An 18,916-nucleotide genomic window follows, 5' to 3' on the forward strand; every position below is an offset into this window, starting at 1 on the left:
CCGAAAGTGGGTTATTTAACGATCAACCGAGCTTTCGAAATGCTTTCTTTGTATTCGTCATGAAACTCATAAGTGCCGGCTTTCAATGGGCCAATGAAAAAGCTCACGGTTTTGCCTCCGGTCACCAACTTGCCACCTTTGAAGTCATCGCTCATAAATTCGGCGGTGGTTTGATCACGGTTTTCAAGGGTGACCTTGACCTTCGTGTCGGCAGGGATTTCCAACGGATTCGGTGTAAACAGATGGTCTTTGATGACCAGTGAAACCTCGGCCTCAGCGGCAAGTGCGGGCTGTGCCATGGAAATAAAAGCGAGGGCGGCGGCAGCGCTGACAGTTTTGACCAGACTGGAAATACGAAGTTGCATGCGTTTGATTCCGTTTAATCATTGGATCTCGGCAATATGACGTCACATTTGTCAAAAATACGTTCAGATCGCGTGAAAAAAATCTTAAAAATGGGCGGTTCGTCTTTGCTGCAGCGCTCTCCAATCAAGGGGGCTGCAGCGCTGACACATTGAGGGCTTCGTTTCAGAGCGATCAGTGAGTGGTTTTACTGTCGATTTTGGCGAGCAGGGTTGTCAGGGCCGAGGCGCAGGCTTTAGGGTCCGGGCTACCGGAGCGCAGTTGCGACAAGGACCGGTCGATGGACTTATCCACAGCGGTCCAGTCACTGGGGCTCATCGGTTGAAGCTTTTCTTCGCCTTGGTCCCAGGCCGTTTCCAGATCGGTAATGCGTGAACGTGCAGCGCTCATGTCACCGGTATTGACCAGCGCAGAGGTGTCCACCACGATTTTGCGGTAGGCGGAGAGATCGCCCAGAGGACCGCCAGCAGGGCCCCCTCGCGCCGCGACCTGGCCTTGTTGGCTTGCGAACTTGGCGATCAGGGTTTGCAACGCTTCATCGATGGCGGCCTTGTCCGGGGTACCGGAGCGCAATTGCACGAGGGCTCGATCAATGGATTTATCCACCGATGTCCATCCTTCCTGGCTGCGTGCCTGAAGTTGCTTGGCCGAGGCGTCCCATGCGCTTTCCAGGTCCTTGATGCGGGCTTTCCCTCCTGCGATGTCACCGGCTTTTACTTTGCCGAGGGTGTCGCTGGCGATGGCCGAAAATGACGAGAGGTCGCCCAGAGATCCTGTGGTTACTAGCGTTTGAGCGCTTGGCGATGCTTGAGGGGTGAGTGTCGGTATCCAAAACCAGCCGCCCAACCCGATGACGCCCACGGCCAGCAGGAGGCTGAGAAAGGGGCGCGACGTCAGACGGGGAGTGGTCGAGCGCTTATCGGGACTGCGCAGGGACCGACTGTGCAGCGTGACCCAGAGGGCGCTGGAGATGAAAATCGACGACACCGCGCCACACATCAACCCGATCACCAATGCCAGCGAGAACATTTGCAGCGGTTCGCAGGCGAATAAATAAAGACTGCTCGACGCCATCACCACGGTGAGCACCGTGTACAGGGAACGCCCCAGGGTTTGCTCGATGCTCTGATTGACCATGCTTAACAAGGATGCTTCGTCTGGGGTTTTGGTCCGCTTGAGGTTCTCGACGATGCGTCCGAAGATCACGATTTTATCGTTCAGCGAGTAACCGATGATGGTCAGCAGCGCGGCAACGTAGGTCACATCGATTTCGAACTTGAAGAGCGCGAAAACTGCCGAGACAAATAGAAGGTCGAGGATGATCGGAAGGACGGTGGCCACAGCAATGGCCCAGGAAAACCGAAGCCCGATGTACAGGGCAATGCTGATGAATGCGGCCAGGACGGCATAGATTGCGCGGGTCGCGAAGTCGCGTGCGATGCCCGGGTCCGCCGTATTCTCTTCGTACTCGATCTTCTGATATTTTGCCTGGAAGGCTGAAATCACCTGCTTCAACTCAGCGGGCTTGAGAACTTCATCGAAGCGGGCCGCTATGTGTTCGTTCTGCGTACCACCTACCGCGAGCGTCGCCGGAACGATCCCGGCAGCGGTCATAATCTGTGTGGCCTCGCTCTGGGTTGTCGGGCGATCAATATCGATATCCAGCGCAGTGCCAGCCGTGAAGTCGATATCAAGATTGAGTCCGTGCGCACGGTAGTACAACGCACCACTGGCGATGGTCAGCACCGAAAGAAGGATTGCTGTTTTGCCGAACTTCACGAAGTCGAAAAAGTGTTTGCGCGCTTTGCGCGGCTTGCCGCCACCGATCAACCAGGTCTGTGGCAACCAACCCGAATCCACCAGCCACAAGGTCAGTGTGCGCACCAGGAAATAGTTGGTGCAAATACTGATCACGATGCTTGCCAGCAAGGTCAGCGAGAATCCCTGGATCGGTCCGATGCCTGCGGCAAACAATGCGATCATCGCCAGTGCAGTGACCAGATTGGCGTCGCGAATGGTCGAGAATGATCCATTGAAGCCATTCACTACCGCTGTTCTCAGGTCGTGACCCCGCGCGAGCTGTTCGCGGGTGCGTTCGAAGCAAATGATGCTGGCATCCGCCGCCATGCCGATCCCCAACACAAATGCGACCACCGCAGAAAGCGACAGGGTCGCGTGTGATGCGTTGAACAGAATGATCAGCAGCCACAGGTAGACGACGGTGCAGAATGCGGCGATCAGCCCGGCCCCTCGGTACAGCACCAGCAGCAAGAGGAAGATACAGGCGATGCCGATAACTCCTGCGGTCATGGTTTCAGCCAGAGCCGTCTTGCCAAGTACGCTCCCGACCGTCTGGGTGTACTTCTCGGTGAGTACCGTCGGCAGCCCGTGGGTGTCGCCCAGCAGTGAGCGCGATTCATCCGCTGACGTCAGTCCCGCCAGCTTCACGCGAATGTGATCGTCACCCTCAAGACGGATATCAGGCTCAGACATGCCAATGCTGTCGGCCCGTTGGCGCAGGATGTCGACGGTCTTGAGCACATCCTGTTTGGACAGCGTCTGTTCGCCTGGCTGCGGTGTCACAACGTAGTAAATCTCGTAACCGCCGCGAAACTCCAGGCCGAATCGCACCTTTGAAGCAAGGGGCGCGAACGACAAACTGATCAAGGCGGCCAGCAGGCCCACCAGCAGCACAAACAAAATGCGTTGTTTCGATTGAGTCATGATCGTTGTACCCAGACATGCGTAATTGCCGGGCAGTCTATTGAGGTGCGAATGAATGGATCATTAACGATAGAAAACGACGCAAAGCGGGCTACTTTATGGCTAAGTGCGAATGCGGTAGCGTGTCGCGAACGATAAGGCGAGGTGATCAATGAAGGCGCTTGTGGTCGAGGACAATGTACTGCTCGGCAAGAGCGTCAGACGTGGTCTCGAAGAGGGGGGCTGGGTCGTCGATCTCGCCCTGGATGGCAAGGAGGCACTTTATTTCGTCGAGTCCAGCGAATACGACGTGATCGTGCTCGATTGGATGTTGCCCAAGTTGTCGGGCCTGGATTTCGTCAAGACGGTGCGTGCGCAGGCAAGAGAAGTGCCCATCATCATGGTCACCGCCAAGGGCGATTTGCGCGACAGGGTCGAAGGTCTCGATCAGGGGGCCGATGATTATCTGGTCAAGCCTTTCGACATGGTCGAGCTGATTGCCCGGGTCAACGCGCTTTACCGGCGATCCACGGCTCGCGGGGCAACGCTACTGGAACTGGCAGGCCTGAATATCGACCTCGCAACCATGAGCGTGACGATCAACCAAACCCCCTTGGTGCTGACGGGCAAGGAATATGACTTGCTCGTGGCGCTTGCCAGTAAAGCCGGGCAGTTGGTCAAGCGCACGGCTATCACCGGATTGCTGTACTCCCTGGACATGGAGCCGGACAGCAATAGCCTTGATGTGCTGCTCGCGCGCCTGCGCAGAAAACTGATGGGGTCGGGCGTAGAGATTGAAACCTTGCGCGGCAAGGGGTTCACGCTTCGTGTGGCTTAAGCTTTCGCTGAATATCAAAATAACGATTACGTTATTCGTTGTGCAGGCGAGCGTGTTGGCGCTGAGTGTCCTTTGGTTGAGCCATTGGGTGGAAGCGGCTCGGCTGGATGAGTTGCGCCATCATCTGGATACTCAGTCAGACGTCATCGAGGCGCTGATCCTCCCCGAGGCAGGTCAACTGGTCTATCAGCGCAGCGGCGAGTTTGCGCAAGAGCTGGATCGTGACCGTGACGTCTATTTTATCGCGGGGGACGAAGCAGGCCCGCCGATGTTTGAGTCTCAAGGCCCCCCTGAGAAAATCCGCAACACCTTGCGCCCGCGCATGACGACCTTGAAGGTGACAGGCGAAGCATCCCGGTTGCTGACCACTGAGTTCGGCAAATGGCTGGTTCAAAGCGGGCAGATAGAGCGTCAGTCCGGGGCGGCCACGCTTCAGACGACGGTCACGGTGGCCCTCAATGCTCAGCCCGTGCTCGACGCAGTGAGTGAATTCAAACGGCTGGCCACTCTGGCGGCGATGGGCATTCTGCTGCTGACGGCACTGGGTAGTTTTCTGGTGGTGTCTTATTCCACACGAAACCTGCGCAGTTTTTCGCGGCAGTTGCGCTTGCTCAAACCCCCAGAATTTACTCAGCGCGTGGTGTTTACACCCCATTCGGCAGAGGAAAAGCTGCTGTTCGACAGCTATGCCGAGATGGTGCATGCGGTGCGCACGGTTCTGGAAAGCCAGCGTCTGTTTATTGCCAACGCGTCTCATGAGTTGAAAACACCCATTGCCGCAGTGACATCTGCATTGGAGGTTATTCTCATGCGCCCCCGTGAGGCGCAAGACTACGCAGACACTTGTCGAGATGTTCTGGCGGAAATGCAGGTGTTGAAACGGTTGTCGTCGGCGCTAATGGACCTGGCACGACTGGACGAAGCCCAAATCGCCGGGATCAATAGTGAATGTCGGCTGGATGATGTCGTTCGCGTGGTAGCCGCCCGTTGGCAGCGACAGGCTCAGGCCAAAAATGTGGCGCTTTCGGTGCAGATCGACGCAGACGCGCGTTACGAGACGCCCGGCTCGCTTGAGCAGTGGGAAGTGGTGCTTGGAAACCTGGTCGACAACGCGATCAAGTACACGGCGACGCAAGGTCATGTGCGGGTGAAGTTGAGCACATCGCCGGACGGCGGTTGGCAGTTGTCGGTCGAAGACGACGGTATAGGGATGTCATCGACGGATCTGGAGCAGTTAGGGCAGGTCTTCTTCCGAGCGGATACTGCGCGCTCGGATGGAAGCTCATTCGGCCTTGGTTTTGCCCACGCCAAGCGCATCGTTGAACAACTGGGCGGGAAGATGAGTGTGCAGAGTGTCAAGCATTCGGGCACCTGTGTGACGTTATGGCGGAAGACATCGCACGTGCTGGCCGGCTAACCCCTGAGCGCACCAGAAACACCGCTCCTGACCACTCACATCGGCACGGGTTGATTCGGCTTGATATAGGCAACTGATCGACGTATCCGCTCGGCGAGGGAGCTGTCTGCATGCTGGTTGTGGTAGTGAAAGACAGCGGTTACGCGCAAGGCATTCGCGTCAGCCGGCAGATTGGTGTGCAGTGAACGGTAGCCCCAGAACAGGTAGAGGTCGCCCGGTCGCATGTGGACTCGGGTGAACCGCTCGGGGTGGTTCGCGTACTCTTTTAGCCGCCGACGCTGTGCCCAGCGGTTGTCGACGCGCAGCTTGTCGAGCAGGTTAAAGGCATAGGTTTTCCGGAGGGGGCGGTGGTTTGGCAGCATGATTAAATCGCCAGGATTATCCGGCATACAGACTGGCATGATGGTGGTCAGCACGAAGGAGTCATAGTGGAAAATCGAGGACTCACGTTGACCTTGCTCGCCGGTCAGGCAACGCAACACCTGGTACAGACGCTGCTCGGTTGAATGCTCCCCCGTCGCGGCCGTAACGATACGCTTGCATAGATCGACGAAGTACGGGGAGCGGCCCCATTCGTCCAGAAGCGAACCGGCAACGGCTTGGTGCCCGGTCAGGGCAACATAGCTGTTACCCGCCGCTACGACGGCCTCTGTGGCCAGGTTCTGTAACTCGGTCAGCTCTGTGCTTGTGGCCCAGCCAGGTAGCACGGCATAACCGTTGATATTGATAGCCTCGATGAGAGACTTTATCTGTTCATCTGAAAACGTTGTGTATTGCATGGCTACATTCCCGACTTTCTTGAAATAGAAGGGGCGTTAGCAGGCACTCATCACAACATGGTTAACGGCGTTGGGTGATCGCCCACTCTCGCGTGGGTAGCGCACGGTTGATAATGCCGAGGGCACGTTTAATAGTGCGTCGATTCGTTCAGCGCTTTTAAACTATTCGATTAACCGGTGTAGCAAAGCTTGTCGTCCGTGAGAACAGAGGCCACACCGACCTGCCAGATAACGCGAAATCCGTTGTCTGGCAGTTACTCTTTGAGGCAATCCATGTGCATCGCCGTTTTATAGGCGTGCTAACGGATCCAAAATCCAGCGTAGCAGCTACTAAACATTACGCTGGCCGTGCCGAAAAATATTTTTGCGTTGAGCTGCACGCTCAGTAGCTTGCGTGCGCGATGGCTGCTGAGTAGTGTCTAATGGCCTCCTCACATGCCCTGGCAGATGATGCCGCTTTTGTGCACGCAGGCGGACGGGGCCACAATCACGTTTTACCTCTACCGGTAACCTCAAATGAAACAGATCACCCCGGCTGACCTGGACACGCTAGGTGCCCAAGCCCAGCAATCCCCGCGCCTGCGCGCTAACCGCAACCTGCACGATGAACTGGCTGACCCGATCCAGCGCTTGGCTATCGCCATGGAGCCAGGCACGTATGTGCGTGCCCAGCGTCATCCCCATACCTGGGAGTTGCTCTATCCTTTGCGCGGTCGGTTTGTGGTGTTGAATTTCGACGACGCGGGTACCGTCACCGAACGCACGGTATTGGGCGAAGACTGCGCAGTACTGGAAATTCCCGCGGGCTGCTGGCATGCAGTGCTCTCTCTGGATGAGGGCGGCGTGATCTTTGAAGTGAAGCACGGGCCGTATATGCCCGTTGCTGAAGCGGACTTTGCCGCGTGGTCCGGCGCCGAAGGCAGTCCCTTGGCGGCCACGATTCTGAACGGCTATGCCACGGCGCAAATCGGTCAGCGTCTGCCCGGCCTTTAAGACAAGCGTATTTTTTGGCTGATGCCCGGCTGGTCGGAAACGACGGCGCGGGCCGGGTGATTTGTTCGCAGGGGAGAGCAGGCGCAACAGCGCTTGTTTTCCGTGGGACGCGTCGCCGTTCAGGGCTATTTTTAGCATGATCCAAGTCAGTGACGACGCTCGTCTGTTCGGGTATTCTGCGCGGCTTCGGCGACCCCTACCCCCCCAAAAGTAAGGGCCGCACGTCATTTGACGGACTGGAGCACTTGCATGACCGATAGCCCCGTCCCTGTTTCGACCGAACCCGCCAGGCTCTTCTCCACGCTGCGTGAACGGATCAACTACAGGGTTGCCATTCTGGATCTCCAGGGGCGCGGTTTAGTATTGATCGGTGGGCTCATTGCCTTGGCATGGGTCACGTCGGGCATTTATAAAGTGCAGCCGGACGAGCAGGGCGTAGTGCTGCGTTTTGGTCGTTGGGCGGACACCACCGAATCAGGGTTGCACTACCACCTGCCCTATCCCTTTGAGGCGGTGCTGCTGCCCAAGGTTACCCAAGTCAATCAGCTGCAGTTAGGCAGCGCCAGCAGTGCCCTTACCACGGGTAACAGTGGTTCGCGTGACAAGCAGATGCTGACGGGCGATGAAAACATCGTCGAAGCCGACTGCACGGTTTTTTGGCGAATCAAGGACGCTGGACAGTACCTGTTCAAAATCAGCGATCCCGAGCGCTCGATAAAAATCATTGCCGAAAGTGCGCTACGCGAAGTCATCGGACGCACGCCGATCCAGTCCGCCATGTCCGACAAGCGAGCGCAGATCGCGGATGAAACACGCGAACTGCTGCAACAGCTATTGGACAGCGAGAAGGCTGGCATCCTCATCACCCAGGTTCAGCTGCAACGGGTCGATCCGCCGCCGCAGGTTATCGATGCCTTCAACGATGTGCAGCGCGCACGCGCGGATCAGGAGCGCGCCCGTAACGAAGCAGAGGCCTATGCCAACGATGTGATCCCTCGTGCGCGAGGCGATGCGGCGCGAATCACTCAGGATGCCGAGGCCTACAAGTCGCAGGTTGGCAACCTGGCAGAGGGTGAGGCTAAGCGTTTTCTGTCTGTTTACAACAGCTACGTGCAAGCCAAGGACGTCACCGCCTGGCGTTTGTACATGGAGAGCATGGATGAGGTGCTGAAGAAGGCCTCAAAAGTCATCATAGATTCTTCGGGGAAGGGCATGTCTGGCGTGGTGCCCTATATGCCGCTATCTGATCCAGGCAAGTCTGCTCAGAAGGACGCTAAATCATGAGCTCCGCGCTCAAATGGCTGATCGCCGGGGTCGGCATCGTTACGTTATGGGTGTTGGCATCGTCGGTCTACGTTGTCGACGAAACGCAGCAGGCGTTGATCATCCGCTTTGGCGCGCCGATGGGCGTGGCCGGTGAGCCGGGTCTGAAGTTCAAGGTTCCGTTCAGCGACTCCCTGGTGTTCTATGACAGCCGACTGCAGACGCTGACCTCGCCCGCCGAACAGGTCATTTTGGGCGATCAGAAGCGCATTGAGGTCGAGACCTACACGCGCTTTCGCATCAGCGACCCGCTGCGCTTCTACCAGGCGGTAGGTACGCTGGACCAGGCCAGCGCACAACTGACGCAAATGGTCAGTTCTTCGTTACGGCGTGAGTTGGGTCAGGTGACGCTGCGATCATTATTGTCGCCGGAGCGTCAGCAAGAAGTCGCGATCATCGAGAAAGACGTGGCCAGCAAGGCTGTCGGACTTGGGATCGAAGTGAGCGAGGTTCGCCTGCACCGCGCCGATTTGCCATTCGAGGCCAGCCAGGCGATCTATGACCGGATGAAGTCCGAGCGTCAGCGCGAGGCAAAGGAGCTGCGTGCACAGGGCTTCGAATGGGCTCAACAGATCCAGGGTAAGGCCGACCGGGATCGTACGGTCCTGTTGTCAGAGGTCCAGCGCAAGGCAGCGATCACTCACGGCGAAGCGGATGCCGATGCTAACCAGATACTGTCGGCCGCGTTCAGCAAGGACCCGGTGTTCTACAAGCTGTACCGCTCGCTGCAGACCTACCGGCAGGCGCTGGCAGAGAGCCAGCCGATGCTGGTGCTGACGCCGGACGCTGAGTTCCTCAAGCAGTTTCGCACGGGGCCTGCTGCAACGGGCTCGAAGTAAAAATGCGAGTCATCGACCTTCCTTCTGACGATAAAGCGTTTCGGCAACGGCTGGCATGCTTGTTTATATGACGCATCTCCTTGCCTGGAAACAGCCCCATGGTGTTTGAAGGTTTGCTGCACGCGATTGGGATGATCTTTCAGATATTCCTGCTGGACCTGATTTTGTCCGGTGACAATGCGTTGGTGATTGCTCTGGCGTGCCGTGGTTTGCCAGCAAATCAGCTGAAACAGGCCGTGATGATCGGTACGGGCGTCGCCATCGTGCTGCGTGTGCTCCTGACCACATTGGCGGGCTGGTTGCTGCTCGTGCCTTTTCTCAAACTCATCGGTGCGGGGTTGTTGATCTTTATCGCCATCAAGCTGCTGATCGAAGATCAGGTGGACGAGGAAGATAATCCTGTTGCAACTACCCCGACCACGCTGGCAGGCGCCGTTACGACTGTATTGATAGCCGATCTGGTCATGAGCATGGACAACGTGGTCGGGTTGGCGGCTGTGGCGCAGGGCAGCATCTTTTATCTGGTGCTGGGATTACTCCTAAGCGTTCCGCTGTTGATGTTTGGGAGCGTGCAGATCACCCGGCTGCTTCAGCGTCAGCCTTTTCTGGTCTCGATTGGCGGCGCGCTGCTCGGCTATGTCGCGGGTGATATCGCCGTTTCAGATCCGGCCGTGGTGGGCTGGGTGAACACCCAGTCGCCTGCGCTGAACGTGATGGTGCCGCTCCTGTGCGCGGCTTTTGTGGTCCTGCAAGCGCGCATTATTCATCGACAGCGCGCGAGGGTTCCTCAGCCCGCACCCAGGCTTCGAAAGGCGCTGCTGTCCGCATCGGAGACAATACAGCCGCGCGTTGTAGCTGAAGTTGCGCGTGATAACGTGGCGGTCGTCGTTGCTGTCGCGGACAAGGTTCCAGACCCCGTTTCCGCCCCTGGGCGTCGACCTTTCGGCGGCCCCGTACGGGTTTTGGCGGGATTAGGGATTATCAGTGTTGTGAGCTGGTTTCTGTACAGCTTCATTGGCAGCATCGCGGGTGGCTTGCTGCCCAGGCCCGTGGCTGACAGCGCCTATGTTTGCCCCGGTGCGATTGCCACCGTCTACTATCGGCCCGGCGGCAGTGCGATACGTATTGTCACCGGGAACGGAGAAGCGGCAGGCTACGTGAGCCTTAAAAAAATTCTTTGGGAGAACCCCGCGGCTGCGGTCAGCGCGCTTCACCTCACGCCTCCCAGTGAGATAGAGAAGACCAACAGCAATGTGGTGACGCTCAGCGGCGGCAGCTTCTCGCAAATTCAGTGCGCGCGCGCCCACTAGAGCGCCGGTTCATTATTAGTAGCATCCAGTGAACTGGCTTTTGCCCCGGAATAGCGCTCCTGCGCGACCCTGACCACATCATCCACGCTCAGCGCACACAGCATATCGATGGGTAGCCCCGGAATCTCTGCTCGAACCAATACCTGTTGCACCCGGGTTTTTAAACGGGCGAGCATCAAGTGTTTGTTCTGGTCGAGGACCACTTTGCAAAAATCCTGTAACGCTTCCACGCTTGAACTGTCCAGGTCCGGTGACTCTTCCAGGCTCAGGATAACGGTGTGCACGCTACCGCCAGCGACCGTAATGTATTTTTGTACCTGCGCAAACACCCGCTCGGCATTCGCAAAGAAAAGACCGGTGTGTGGGCGCAGGATCAAAATACCGGGGACTGCTTGCGCCTCTGGATGAAGGGTTGTGCTGACGAAATCATGGCCATGATTGAGCTGGCCAAGGATGGTCACCGATGACTCGGACAACCGCCGCAACAGCATCACCAGGCTGACAGCGATGGCAGCCAGCAAGCCATCCAATACCCCTAATAAAAGCACGGCCAATACCGCAGCAATGACGACCAGTCGGTCGCGGTGCAACGTGAAATAAGGAGCAAAAGTCGAGGGGCGAAGCGTATGGCTGACGGCATGCACGACAATCGCCGCCACCACCGGTTCTGGGGTCAGGGCGATGGTCGGCAGAAGCGTCATCACGATGATCAAGAGCGCAAAGGCCGCAGACCAACCCGCCAGTCGCGATAAAGTCCCCGATGCCTCGTTTGCCGACGTCGCGGAGTAACCGGCGCCCACCGGCATGCCGTGGAAAAGTCCAGACACCAGGTTGGCGGCACCGAGGGCAAGCAAATCACGGTTAGGCGAGACACTGTCACCATGCTTCATCGCAAAACTGCGGATCGAGCTGTAGGACTCTGCGTAGAGAATCAGCACCATGGCGATACTGAGCTCTCCTACTCGTAACCATTCTGTATACAGCAGCGTCGGGACCGTCGGTGCGATCAGTTGCAGGTTTATGGAGCCAACCAGGCTAATGCCATACTGCGAAAAATTCAGCCATTCACCAGCCGTGATGCCGATGACAATCACCAATAGCCCTCCGGGCAGATGTGGCACACGGGCAAACAAGAACAGCAGCAACCACGCAGCGACGGCCACCGCCACGGCGGCCCAGTTCCATGATCCTGTCTGACTGAATAATTCGGCCATGAATCGGATAAGGTCGGTGTGCTGGGGGTGGACGCCAACCACGTGAGCGATCTGCTTGAAAATAATCACGATGGCCAGGCCGAAGGCAAACCCGCGCAAAACCGGTTTGGCGATAAAGGCTGACATGCTGCCTAATCGTGCAAGTCCCGCAACCGTGAAAAACAAACCGGTCAGCATGACCAGTGCGACGGCAATGACCAGCCGGAGCGTATTGTCCGGGCCCGCCATCGTCGCGGATGCAGCTGCCAGCACGGCGGCGGACGATGACGTTGCAGAGACGATCGCGAAGCGGCTGGTGCCGATCAATCCGTAGCAAACCAGTCCGGCAAACAGGGCGATGACCCCGGCCTGAGGCGCCAGATTAGCAATGCTTGCGTAAGCGACTGCCTCCGGTAACAGCAATCCCGCCAGCGACAAGCCGGCAATGATATCCAGCCAGGACACACGGTCGATCAGCTTTGTTTTGACAGGCCCGGACTGCGGGCTTGGTGTTGACATCGGTGTCGCCTCGATCATGTCGCATGGGCTCTGGTCCCGGATAAAAAAACAACCTGGGTTTACTCTTCTAATCAGGCTAAACGTACTGCCCCACTGATGTATCGATCATAACCACGATTCGACAACACGGCGGTCCAGCTCTTCCCAGTCAGCCATGCCCAACACCCTGGTCGTATTAAGGCCTCGCAGGTAGCCCCTGAGCTGATTGGCCGATGCGCGCAGGTCGTCAGACTGGACGTTATCGTTGTGTAGAGCCTCTTCGTAGAGGCTCAGGTACTCGGCAACCCGGTCGCGATACTCCGGCAACACTGCCTCGCGGATCCGGTCAAAGGTTCGCAGCTTCTGATGGGTATTCACGATGACATCCTTGCTGAGTTCGAGGGCTGCTGCCTGGGTGGGAGGATCAGATTTTAATGTACCTCATACGAGGTGGCCTACTGGGCATGTAGTTGAGTAAAAAGGGAAAAAGAGATCAGGTTTACTGCGCCCGCAATAATATAAACAGCGGTGGGCATCATCAATGACGTTTTGCGCGCTCACTGTTCTCTACTGACTAAAAAGGCCTACCTTTCGGTAAGCCCTTTTTAGTGCGGGTGTCCGCAGTGATTAGTAAGGTATGAAAGGCGAGAGAACAGAACGAATTATTTTATTCGGTCATTCATCAGGAGCGCGCTGGGGGGCTCTCGGCGTTCGCTTCGGTCATGTTTTTTATCCGGCTTTCGACCATGTGGCCGATCTTCGAGGCGAAAAAGTCTGCCCTGCGGCTGATCGGCAAAATAACCCCGCAAACCTTGTCACTTGCTCTCAATGAGCTGAGTGTTCTTTCGTTAGCGCTCAGGCTCGAAAGTGCTTCACGCAATTCAAGCAGATTTGCGATCATTTTTGGCAGCGGGTCGTCATGGGAGCGGAGTTTGCGCATGGTTGATTCTCGCGGTTGAACCCCTAGCATACCCAATGTCAGGGGCCTACCCGAGATCAGGCGATGACCGGGGCGCGAGGCAAGCTGCCAGTGTGCCATTCAATGCCGCTAACAGAGAGGGCAGAATGATCACTCGTCAAGCATTGCCGCTTAGCGATAGCTGAACAACGCACCCCGCTTGGTCAGCCGTATGTGATCCGCGGCGACGAGCAGCAGGCCAAGCGGATCACTTAGGCGGCCGTAGGTAAAGTCGCCAGAAATCATATCGAGCTGAATCAGATCCCTCAAGCCCATAAGGTTTCGCTCCGAGTTGCCCATCAGGGCAAGCGAAGACCTGAACTCGGCAATCGAGAGCTGAGAAATCAGGGATTGGAGCAGCGCGGAGTTGTTTTCGATGTACATGGAATGACCCTGTGTGCACAGCGAACAGAGTGGAACGCCATAAACGTAAGAAGTCAGTGAAGTCGGTTCGTTCAGTCTATTTGGATTTAAGCCTCCAGGCGGTACCTCACGGGTCCCTCCGCAAATCGTCAGCCCTTCGCCCTACGCCCTCGGGCGTTTGGCATCGCCGTATGCTTTGGAGGCCTGCTTATACTAAGTCGCGATAAATTATCCCGACTAAAAACATGAATCACGCCACCTTACTCGGCTTTATTCCTGACGATCCGTCCAGACTTGATCTCATCGACATAGGCTTTTAATCGGTCTGAATCCTTGTATAAGCGATTCATCAGGTGCAGCACCGCAACAACATCCACATCGTTAATTCGCTCGGCGAGCCGACTGATTTCGCCTGCCGTTTGCTCCAGGTTGCAGGCCACATTATTAAGGTCGCGCTTCAATTCCTGCGCTGACTTCTTGATTCCCACGATAACCCCCTAAAAAAACGTCGCGCCAGGAGCCCGCTACGGTCCCGTGATCGCCTTGTACTGCTTCTGACGCTCATCATAAGGCAAGTGCTGCTGCATAAGCGTCTGGATTGGGATTCAGTCAGACCTTCCTGCGATTAAATCCCGGTCAGCATTCGCGCCAGCACCCGGACTTGCAGCTTGCCTGTGATCGGGTGGGTATCAGAAGAGACCGCACTCCACTCGACCTTATAGTCAGGTTGGCAAGGGCGGTCAGGCTTGCGCGGAGATTGAACAGGGTTTGTTATCTGGCAGCTCCGACGGGCGCCATGTGTTCAGCCCCAAAGGTCATCGTCAATTGCCGGGGTAATCCGCGATCACCCGATCAGTGCCGGAGTCAGTCAGACCTATCACCTGATACGGCTGTTTGGTCGAGCCATACTCCATGCCGGGCGAACCCGATACCATACCGGGCACCGCGACCCCAACGAGGTCGGGCTGATTCTTCAGATCGAGGATCTGTGCCACTGGCACATGCCCTTCGACGAACTTTCCGCCAATCATCGCGGTATGACAGGAGGCCAGGCGCGGAGCCACGCCGAGGCGCTGTTTGACTTCGCTCATGTTGGGTTCGACATGGTCGCGCACGCTAAAGCCCTTGGCTTCAAGGTACTTGATCCACTCCTCGCAGCAGCCACAGTTTGGGTCGCGGTAAACGTCGATGACCTCAGCGGCTTGTGCTGCGCCGGCCATGAAGAGTGCAGCAAGAACAGCGATACGAAGCTTGGTATTCATGGGAGTTCTCCTATTTAAAAAGAGCGATTACCGGCAGCAGCAACCACCGCCTTTTCCGCCACAACCTGAGGTTTCTTTACTGGCTACACTTTCGGCTGCCGCCAGATGTGCCGGATAGCCCGCATCCTGCAGGGCTGCAAGCAGCGCATGGCTGCCCGAATCGCCGCTGACCTTCACTCGCCCGGATTGTAGATCCACTGCCACGTCACTGACGCCTTCAAGTGGGCGCAGCGCTTCGGTGACATGTTTGACGCATGAACCACAGCTCATGCCCTGGACTTGCAGTTCAACAGTTTTCATTGGTGACGCCTCACAAACAATGATCGTGGAAGGACGGGTGTACACGGCTTTTCTGTGGCCTTGGATTTATTCTCAACCTTGCTGCTATGGCAAGGTCAAGCTGCCGTCGTCACTCCATCAATCGAAGCCTGGCGCAGGGGTAAAGCGTTGAATGCCACCGACGCCGATCAACGCGTCACCAGGCCTCATATGGTCGTGGTGTTCTCTGGCCAGATAGAACAGGGCGATCGCCAGCAGCATGCCCAACGCTACGCCGGATTTCATCCTTGCCACGTTGGCCAGGGTGAAACCGCCGTTGCATTTACAACGCTACCTCGGGATCACTTGTTCATGGGCATCGCCATCATGCTCGACTGCTGATCCATCATTTTCATCATCATGTTCATCATGCCCATGCCGTCTTTGTTGCCGGACATGCCCATGCCGTTACAGTTGTTCTGCATCATGCCCATGCTGTCTTTCATCGTTTTCATGTTCTCTTGCATGGCGGCCTGTCGTTCGGCAGGGGTTTTGGCGGCCGCCGCTTTGTCGTGTGCCGCCTGCATTTTTTGCATTTGTTCGGTCATGGCTTTGTTCTGCATGGGCATTTCGCTTGTTTGAGCTGACGTGGTCGACGACGGCTCTGGTTGTGGTTCATCGGCGGCCGAGGCCATGAGTGGGCTAGTGATGAGCAGGGCAGTGAGGATCAGTTTCAATGACATATGCATGGCAATCTCCAAAGGGTGGGGACAACACAGGGAATACAAAGCCGCGCCAGAGTGGCGCAGCAAGAAGTGCGGCCGGAATTCGGCGCGCAGAAGGTCGGTCTAAATGTTGAAGCGGACGAAAATCAGGCGAGCGGGCGGCCTGGCGGGCGCAGGGTGCCGCAATGCAAGAAAGGCAAAAGCAGAGGGGATGACGGGGTAAAAAATCAGCAATGCAGGGATCAGTAACAGGAACGTCCAACTGGACAGGTCAAACAGCTGAAGAGGCGATGACGGACTCACTGCAATCGCCGCATCGGCGCAGTGTTCAATGCAGCCAAGGGGGTGGGCGTCGTGGCTATCGTCATCTTGCGCGGTATTGAGCGAGACGTGGGTTGTCGAGGGAGTGTGGCTGGGCTGTGTCAGGCATCCCTGGGTCGCGGCCATACCAAACGCTAACGCCCACAGCACGATGGTGAGGCGTATGAACGCTGATTGGTGATAGCGAAACCAGAACATGGAACATCCCCGGCAATAGGTCAACGGGTGGTCGCGCACTCAACATACATCAGTCCGACGTGCCACCCTTGATCCGTATCAAGTAAAGCACAGCCAATGGTGTTCAACCCCGAGCCGGGACCGTCACCTCCTTTTTTTCTCCCAGCATTTTGCCTGCCAATCCGCCTAAAACGCCTCCGGCAAGGGGCGCCAACCAGAACATCCAGAGTTGGGAGATATACGCGCCACCGGCGAAAAGAGCGGGGCCGGTGCTGCGGGCAGGGTTAACCGATGTGTTGGTGATCGGTATGGAAATCAGGTGAATCAGGGTCAGGGTCAGCCCGATAGCCAGCGGTGCAAATCCCACCGGTGCGTGAGTGCTTGTGACCTTCACGATAATGAAAAGAAAGAAGAAGGTGGCGAGCGCTTCAGTCAGCAGGCAGGCCGCCAAGCTGTAATGACCGGGACTTAATTCACCGTAACCATTGGCTGCAAATCTACCCACTTCGAACCCCGGCGCACCTGTGGCAATGAAGAAAAGAACCGCGGAAGCTGCAATCGCGCCAGCCACTTGAGCAACAATGTACGGGATAACGTCTCCCTTCGGAATTCGCTGGCCCGCCCAGAGGCCTGCAGTGACGGCAGGATTAAAATGCCCTCCCGAGATAGAACCCACCGCATAGGCCATGGTCAAGACGGTCAGACCAAACGCGAGCGATACGCCAGCCAGTCCAATGCCTAGTTGGGGGAACGCTGCGGCAAAAATCGCGCTGCCACATCCCCCAAACGTCAGCCAAAAGGTTCCAAGAAACTCAGCGGCCATTTTCTTCTGCATAGCGATTTCCTCCGGAGTGGTCATGTCCATGAGTGGAACGACACCTGACCACTTCGAAAGAACAGGCTGGGCTTAGCATAGCAAGGCCCCGGAACTTTCAACGGGCCCCGGCATTATGTCGACCAGCGGAAATAATCAACGTTAGATAACTTTTTTGTGCCTGGATAGTTGCTGTTGGCGTTGAGGATAAATAAGGGTATGGATTAAATTATGTAGTGTTAAGTGGGTATTACATATGACTCATTCATGAAGCACGCTGATCTACTTATCTGTTAATTGTTGCCTCGGGTCGTTATATCGTTCAGGGTCGTATTTACCGTCTTCCGTTCATTCTGAGTCTATGCTGACTTTACCGATTTCATACCTTTGCAACGCTCTGCAAGGAGGCAATCAATGGAGCCCACGCTTAACTCCGAGAAAGCGTTTTCCCGTGGTCTGCTCGATGTACTGATTCGTGCCGGGCTGATTGCCGTGCTGGTGATGTTCTGCTTCCGGATATTCAGTCCGTTCATCGATTTGATGCTTTGGTCGGTGATCATGGCGATCACTCTCTACCCGCTGCAAGGCAGGCTCATGGGTATCATGGGTCACAGCGAGGGGCGCATCGCGACGCTGATCGTGTTGGTCTCCATCGGTATCCTCATGGTGCCGATCTATCTGTTGGGCACCTCGATCGCCGACTCGGTGGCGAGTGTCGTCACCCTGGTCAAAAGCGGCAGTTTTCATATTTCTCCACCGGCCGACTCGATAGCCGATTGGCCGTTGGTGGGCAAGCCGTTGCATGGCCTGTGGCTGCAAGCTGCCACCGACCTGCCCGGCCTGACGCAGAAGTTCATACCGCAAATCAAGAATGTCAGCCTCGCCTTGTTGAGTAAGCTCGCAGGCGTCGGCATGGGCTTCCTCATATTCTTCTGCGCCCTGATCATCGCCGGTATCGTCATGGCGTATGGCGAGGGGGGGAGCCGCAGTGCGGTGCAGATCGCTTCGCGCATCTCCGGTCCCGTCAGGGGGCCGCAAATCACCGAGCTGTGCACCGCAACCATTCGTGCGGTGGCGCTGGGAGTCGTGGGTATCGCCTTCATCCAGATGCTACTGATCGGCGTTGGCTTCGTGCTCATGGGCATCCCCGGTGCGGGTCTGCTCGCCTTGGCGGTGCTGCTGATCGGCATCATGCAGTTACCGGCCACGCTGGTTACCCTTCCGGTGATCGTCTACGTTTTCGTCACTCAGGGCGCCACCACGGCGACCATTGTGTTCGCCATCTATATTTTCGTTGCCGGCCTGGTCGATAACGTGCTCAAGCCACTGTTGCTGGGGCGGGGCGTCAATGTACCGATGCCGGTGGTGCTGATCGGTGCCTTGGGCGGTATGGTCGCCAGCGGCATCATCGGCCTGTTCATCGGCCCGGTAATGCTCGCGGTCGGCTATCAACTGTTCTGGCAATGGGTGAGGGACCAGCCGCAAGGCAGCGGGCCAGACGATCAGGGGCAGACCTGAGGCGATGGGCTCACCCCCATCCATGTGCCCATCATTTCACCGAGGCCAGCGACTCCTGACAGGATCTGCAGAAACAAAAAGCCCGCACGATGGCGGGCTAAAAAATCTATCACGAGAGAGTAGCCTGCAATTTGCGTTCTACGCCGTGAAAGTCTCGTGAAAGGGATGTCGCAGATGTGGTAAGTCATGAATAAGTCAGGGGTCTACGCAATATACGTTATTGCACCATCAATCCTGCCGGTGGGCCACCGCCGCTCAGGGTGT

Annotated in this window: 22 protein-coding genes; 7 read left to right on the forward strand and 15 right to left on the reverse strand. The window is 56.8% G+C overall.

The window, feature by feature from the left end; genetic code table 11:
* Window positions 1-11: 11 nt before the first annotated feature.
* Window positions 12-365: a cupredoxin domain-containing protein gene (locus tag K0F75_RS18590; RefSeq protein WP_219063432.1), complete on the reverse strand. Its 354-nt coding sequence runs from the start codon at window positions 363-365 to the stop codon at window positions 12-14.
* A 172-nt stretch (window positions 366-537) separates the two neighbouring features.
* A complete protein-coding gene (gene secF / locus K0F75_RS18595; protein ID WP_219063433.1) occupies window positions 538-3,087 on the reverse strand; it encodes a protein translocase subunit SecF in 2,550 nt (849 codons plus the stop codon).
* A 151-nt stretch (window positions 3,088-3,238) separates the two neighbouring features.
* Here secF and K0F75_RS18600 point away from each other — a divergent pair, with 151 nt between their 5' ends.
* Window positions 3,239-3,904: a response regulator transcription factor gene (locus tag K0F75_RS18600; RefSeq protein WP_219063434.1), complete on the forward strand. Its 666-nt coding sequence runs from the start codon at window positions 3,239-3,241 to the stop codon at window positions 3,902-3,904.
* Window positions 3,894-5,321, forward strand: a complete 1,428-nt coding sequence (locus tag K0F75_RS18605; RefSeq protein ID WP_219063435.1) for a HAMP domain-containing sensor histidine kinase — start codon at window positions 3,894-3,896, stop codon at window positions 5,319-5,321. Before K0F75_RS18600 ends, K0F75_RS18605 begins: the two co-directional genes overlap by 11 nt.
* Before the next feature lie 35 nt (window positions 5,322-5,356).
* Here the strand turns inward: K0F75_RS18605 and K0F75_RS18610 are convergent, their stop codons facing one another.
* Window positions 5,357-6,100, reverse strand: a complete 744-nt coding sequence (locus K0F75_RS18610) for a hypothetical protein (RefSeq protein ID WP_219063436.1) — start codon at window positions 6,098-6,100, stop codon at window positions 5,357-5,359.
* A 516-nt stretch (window positions 6,101-6,616) separates the two neighbouring features.
* On the opposite strand from K0F75_RS18610, the gene K0F75_RS18615 reads away from it, so the two are divergent.
* From K0F75_RS18615 to K0F75_RS18630, 4 genes are all read left to right on the forward strand, one after another.
* Window positions 6,617-7,093 carry a WbuC family cupin fold metalloprotein gene (locus K0F75_RS18615; RefSeq protein WP_219063437.1) on the forward strand — a complete coding sequence of 159 codons (477 nt, stop codon included), beginning with the start codon at window positions 6,617-6,619 and terminating at the stop codon, window positions 7,091-7,093.
* 249 nt (window positions 7,094-7,342) lie between these two features.
* Complete coding sequence (gene hflK / locus K0F75_RS18620) at window positions 7,343-8,377, forward strand: FtsH protease activity modulator HflK (RefSeq protein ID WP_219063438.1); 1,035 nt, start codon at window positions 7,343-7,345, stop codon at window positions 8,375-8,377.
* Entirely contained in the window at window positions 8,374-9,255 is an 882-nt protein-coding gene (gene hflC / locus K0F75_RS18625; protein WP_219063439.1) for a protease modulator HflC, read from the forward strand. The genes hflK and hflC overlap by 4 nt, the downstream gene beginning before the upstream one ends.
* 98 nt (window positions 9,256-9,353) lie before the next feature.
* The gene (locus K0F75_RS18630; protein WP_219063440.1) at window positions 9,354-10,565 is read left to right on the forward strand and encodes a TerC family protein; all 1,212 of its coding nucleotides are present in this window, start codon (window positions 9,354-9,356) and stop codon (window positions 10,563-10,565) included.
* Here the strand turns inward: K0F75_RS18630 and K0F75_RS18635 are convergent.
* From K0F75_RS18635 to aqpZ, 12 genes are all read right to left on the reverse strand, one after another.
* The gene (locus K0F75_RS18635) at window positions 10,562-12,277 is read right to left on the reverse strand and encodes a SulP family inorganic anion transporter (RefSeq protein ID WP_219063441.1); all 1,716 of its coding nucleotides are present in this window, start codon (window positions 12,275-12,277) and stop codon (window positions 10,562-10,564) included. The two genes, K0F75_RS18630 and K0F75_RS18635, sit on opposite strands and share 4 nt — an antisense overlap.
* Before the next feature lie 105 nt (window positions 12,278-12,382).
* Window positions 12,383-12,634 (reverse strand): hypothetical protein, encoded by a 252-nt coding sequence (locus K0F75_RS18640; protein ID WP_219063442.1) that lies wholly within the window; start codon window positions 12,632-12,634, stop codon window positions 12,383-12,385.
* A 304-nt stretch (window positions 12,635-12,938) separates the two neighbouring features.
* Complete coding sequence (locus K0F75_RS18645; protein ID WP_219063443.1) at window positions 12,939-13,196, reverse strand: hypothetical protein; 258 nt, start codon at window positions 13,194-13,196, stop codon at window positions 12,939-12,941.
* A gap of 150 nt (window positions 13,197-13,346) precedes the next feature.
* A complete protein-coding gene (locus K0F75_RS18650; RefSeq protein ID WP_219063444.1) occupies window positions 13,347-13,598 on the reverse strand; it encodes a hypothetical protein in 252 nt (83 codons plus the stop codon).
* 239 nt (window positions 13,599-13,837) lie between these two features.
* On the reverse strand, window positions 13,838-14,065 hold the full coding sequence (locus K0F75_RS18655) for a hypothetical protein (protein ID WP_219063445.1): 228 nt from the start codon (window positions 14,063-14,065) through the stop codon (window positions 13,838-13,840).
* A gap of 137 nt (window positions 14,066-14,202) precedes the next feature.
* The gene (locus K0F75_RS26290) at window positions 14,203-14,352 is read right to left on the reverse strand and encodes a copper resistance protein CopC (protein WP_219063546.1); all 150 of its coding nucleotides are present in this window, start codon (window positions 14,350-14,352) and stop codon (window positions 14,203-14,205) included.
* Window positions 14,353-14,398: 46 nt separating this feature from the next.
* A complete protein-coding gene (locus K0F75_RS18665) occupies window positions 14,399-14,839 on the reverse strand; it encodes a DUF411 domain-containing protein (protein WP_219063446.1) in 441 nt (146 codons plus the stop codon).
* Between the two features lie 27 nt (window positions 14,840-14,866).
* Complete coding sequence (locus tag K0F75_RS18670) at window positions 14,867-15,139, reverse strand: heavy-metal-associated domain-containing protein (RefSeq protein ID WP_219063447.1); 273 nt, start codon at window positions 15,137-15,139, stop codon at window positions 14,867-14,869.
* A 117-nt stretch (window positions 15,140-15,256) separates the two neighbouring features.
* Window positions 15,257-15,403, reverse strand: coding sequence for a hypothetical protein (locus tag K0F75_RS18675; protein WP_219063448.1), 147 nt, complete (start codon window positions 15,401-15,403; stop codon window positions 15,257-15,259).
* A 56-nt stretch (window positions 15,404-15,459) separates the two neighbouring features.
* Window positions 15,460-15,846, reverse strand: coding sequence for a hypothetical protein (locus tag K0F75_RS18680; RefSeq protein WP_219063449.1), 387 nt, complete (start codon window positions 15,844-15,846; stop codon window positions 15,460-15,462).
* Window positions 15,847-15,945: 99 nt separating this feature from the next.
* Window positions 15,946-16,341 carry a hypothetical protein gene (locus tag K0F75_RS18685; protein ID WP_219063450.1) on the reverse strand — a complete coding sequence of 132 codons (396 nt, stop codon included), beginning with the start codon at window positions 16,339-16,341 and terminating at the stop codon, window positions 15,946-15,948.
* Between the two features lie 103 nt (window positions 16,342-16,444).
* Window positions 16,445-17,155 carry an aquaporin Z gene (aqpZ, locus tag K0F75_RS18690; RefSeq protein WP_219063547.1) on the reverse strand — a complete coding sequence of 237 codons (711 nt, stop codon included), beginning with the start codon at window positions 17,153-17,155 and terminating at the stop codon, window positions 16,445-16,447.
* A gap of 393 nt (window positions 17,156-17,548) precedes the next feature.
* Between aqpZ and K0F75_RS18695 the strand changes: the two genes are divergently transcribed.
* Window positions 17,549-18,652 carry an AI-2E family transporter gene (locus K0F75_RS18695; RefSeq protein ID WP_219063451.1) on the forward strand — a complete coding sequence of 368 codons (1,104 nt, stop codon included), beginning with the start codon at window positions 17,549-17,551 and terminating at the stop codon, window positions 18,650-18,652.
* The last annotated feature ends 264 nt before the right edge of the window (window positions 18,653-18,916 follow it).

The sequence above is a fragment of the Pseudomonas sp. UMAB-08 genome (assembly GCF_900095225.1).
Lineage (GTDB): Bacteria > Pseudomonadota > Gammaproteobacteria > Pseudomonadales > Pseudomonadaceae > Aquipseudomonas.

Bases quoted from the DNA above. Each gene is read 5' to 3' on its own strand.
- K0F75_RS18650 (WP_219063444.1), bottom strand. From the start codon at position 13,598: ATGTACATCGAAAACAACTCCGCGCTGCTCCAATCCCTGATTTCTCAG.
- K0F75_RS18635 (WP_219063441.1), bottom strand. From the start codon at position 12,277: ATGTCAACACCAAGCCCGCAGTCCGGGCCTGTCAAAACAAAGCTGATC.
- K0F75_RS18680 (WP_219063449.1), bottom strand. From the start codon at position 15,846: ATGCATATGTCATTGAAACTGATCCTCACTGCCCTGCTCATCACTAGC.
- K0F75_RS18695 (WP_219063451.1), top strand. From the start codon at position 17,549: ATGGAGCCCACGCTTAACTCCGAGAAAGCGTTTTCCCGTGGTCTGCTC.
- K0F75_RS18610 (WP_219063436.1), bottom strand. From the start codon at position 6,100: ATGCAATACACAACGTTTTCAGATGAACAGATAAAGTCTCTCATCGAG.
- K0F75_RS18670 (WP_219063447.1), bottom strand. From the start codon at position 15,139: ATGAAAACTGTTGAACTGCAAGTCCAGGGCATGAGCTGTGGTTCATGC.
- K0F75_RS18645 (WP_219063443.1), bottom strand. From the start codon at position 13,196: ATGCGCAAACTCCGCTCCCATGACGACCCGCTGCCAAAAATGATCGCA.
- K0F75_RS18590 (WP_219063432.1), bottom strand. From the start codon at position 365: ATGCAACTTCGTATTTCCAGTCTGGTCAAAACTGTCAGCGCTGCCGCC.
- aqpZ (WP_219063547.1), bottom strand. From the start codon at position 17,155: ATGCAGAAGAAAATGGCCGCTGAGTTTCTTGGAACCTTTTGGCTGACG.
- K0F75_RS18630 (WP_219063440.1), top strand. From the start codon at position 9,354: ATGGTGTTTGAAGGTTTGCTGCACGCGATTGGGATGATCTTTCAGATA.
- K0F75_RS18600 (WP_219063434.1), top strand. From the start codon at position 3,239: ATGAAGGCGCTTGTGGTCGAGGACAATGTACTGCTCGGCAAGAGCGTC.
- hflK (WP_219063438.1), top strand. From the start codon at position 7,343: ATGACCGATAGCCCCGTCCCTGTTTCGACCGAACCCGCCAGGCTCTTC.
- K0F75_RS18675 (WP_219063448.1), bottom strand. From the start codon at position 15,403: ATGAAATCCGGCGTAGCGTTGGGCATGCTGCTGGCGATCGCCCTGTTC.
- K0F75_RS18685 (WP_219063450.1), bottom strand. From the start codon at position 16,341: ATGTTCTGGTTTCGCTATCACCAATCAGCGTTCATACGCCTCACCATC.
- K0F75_RS18615 (WP_219063437.1), top strand. From the start codon at position 6,617: ATGAAACAGATCACCCCGGCTGACCTGGACACGCTAGGTGCCCAAGCC.
- K0F75_RS18665 (WP_219063446.1), bottom strand. From the start codon at position 14,839: ATGAATACCAAGCTTCGTATCGCTGTTCTTGCTGCACTCTTCATGGCC.
- secF (WP_219063433.1), bottom strand. From the start codon at position 3,087: ATGACTCAATCGAAACAACGCATTTTGTTTGTGCTGCTGGTGGGCCTG.
- hflC (WP_219063439.1), top strand. From the start codon at position 8,374: ATGAGCTCCGCGCTCAAATGGCTGATCGCCGGGGTCGGCATCGTTACG.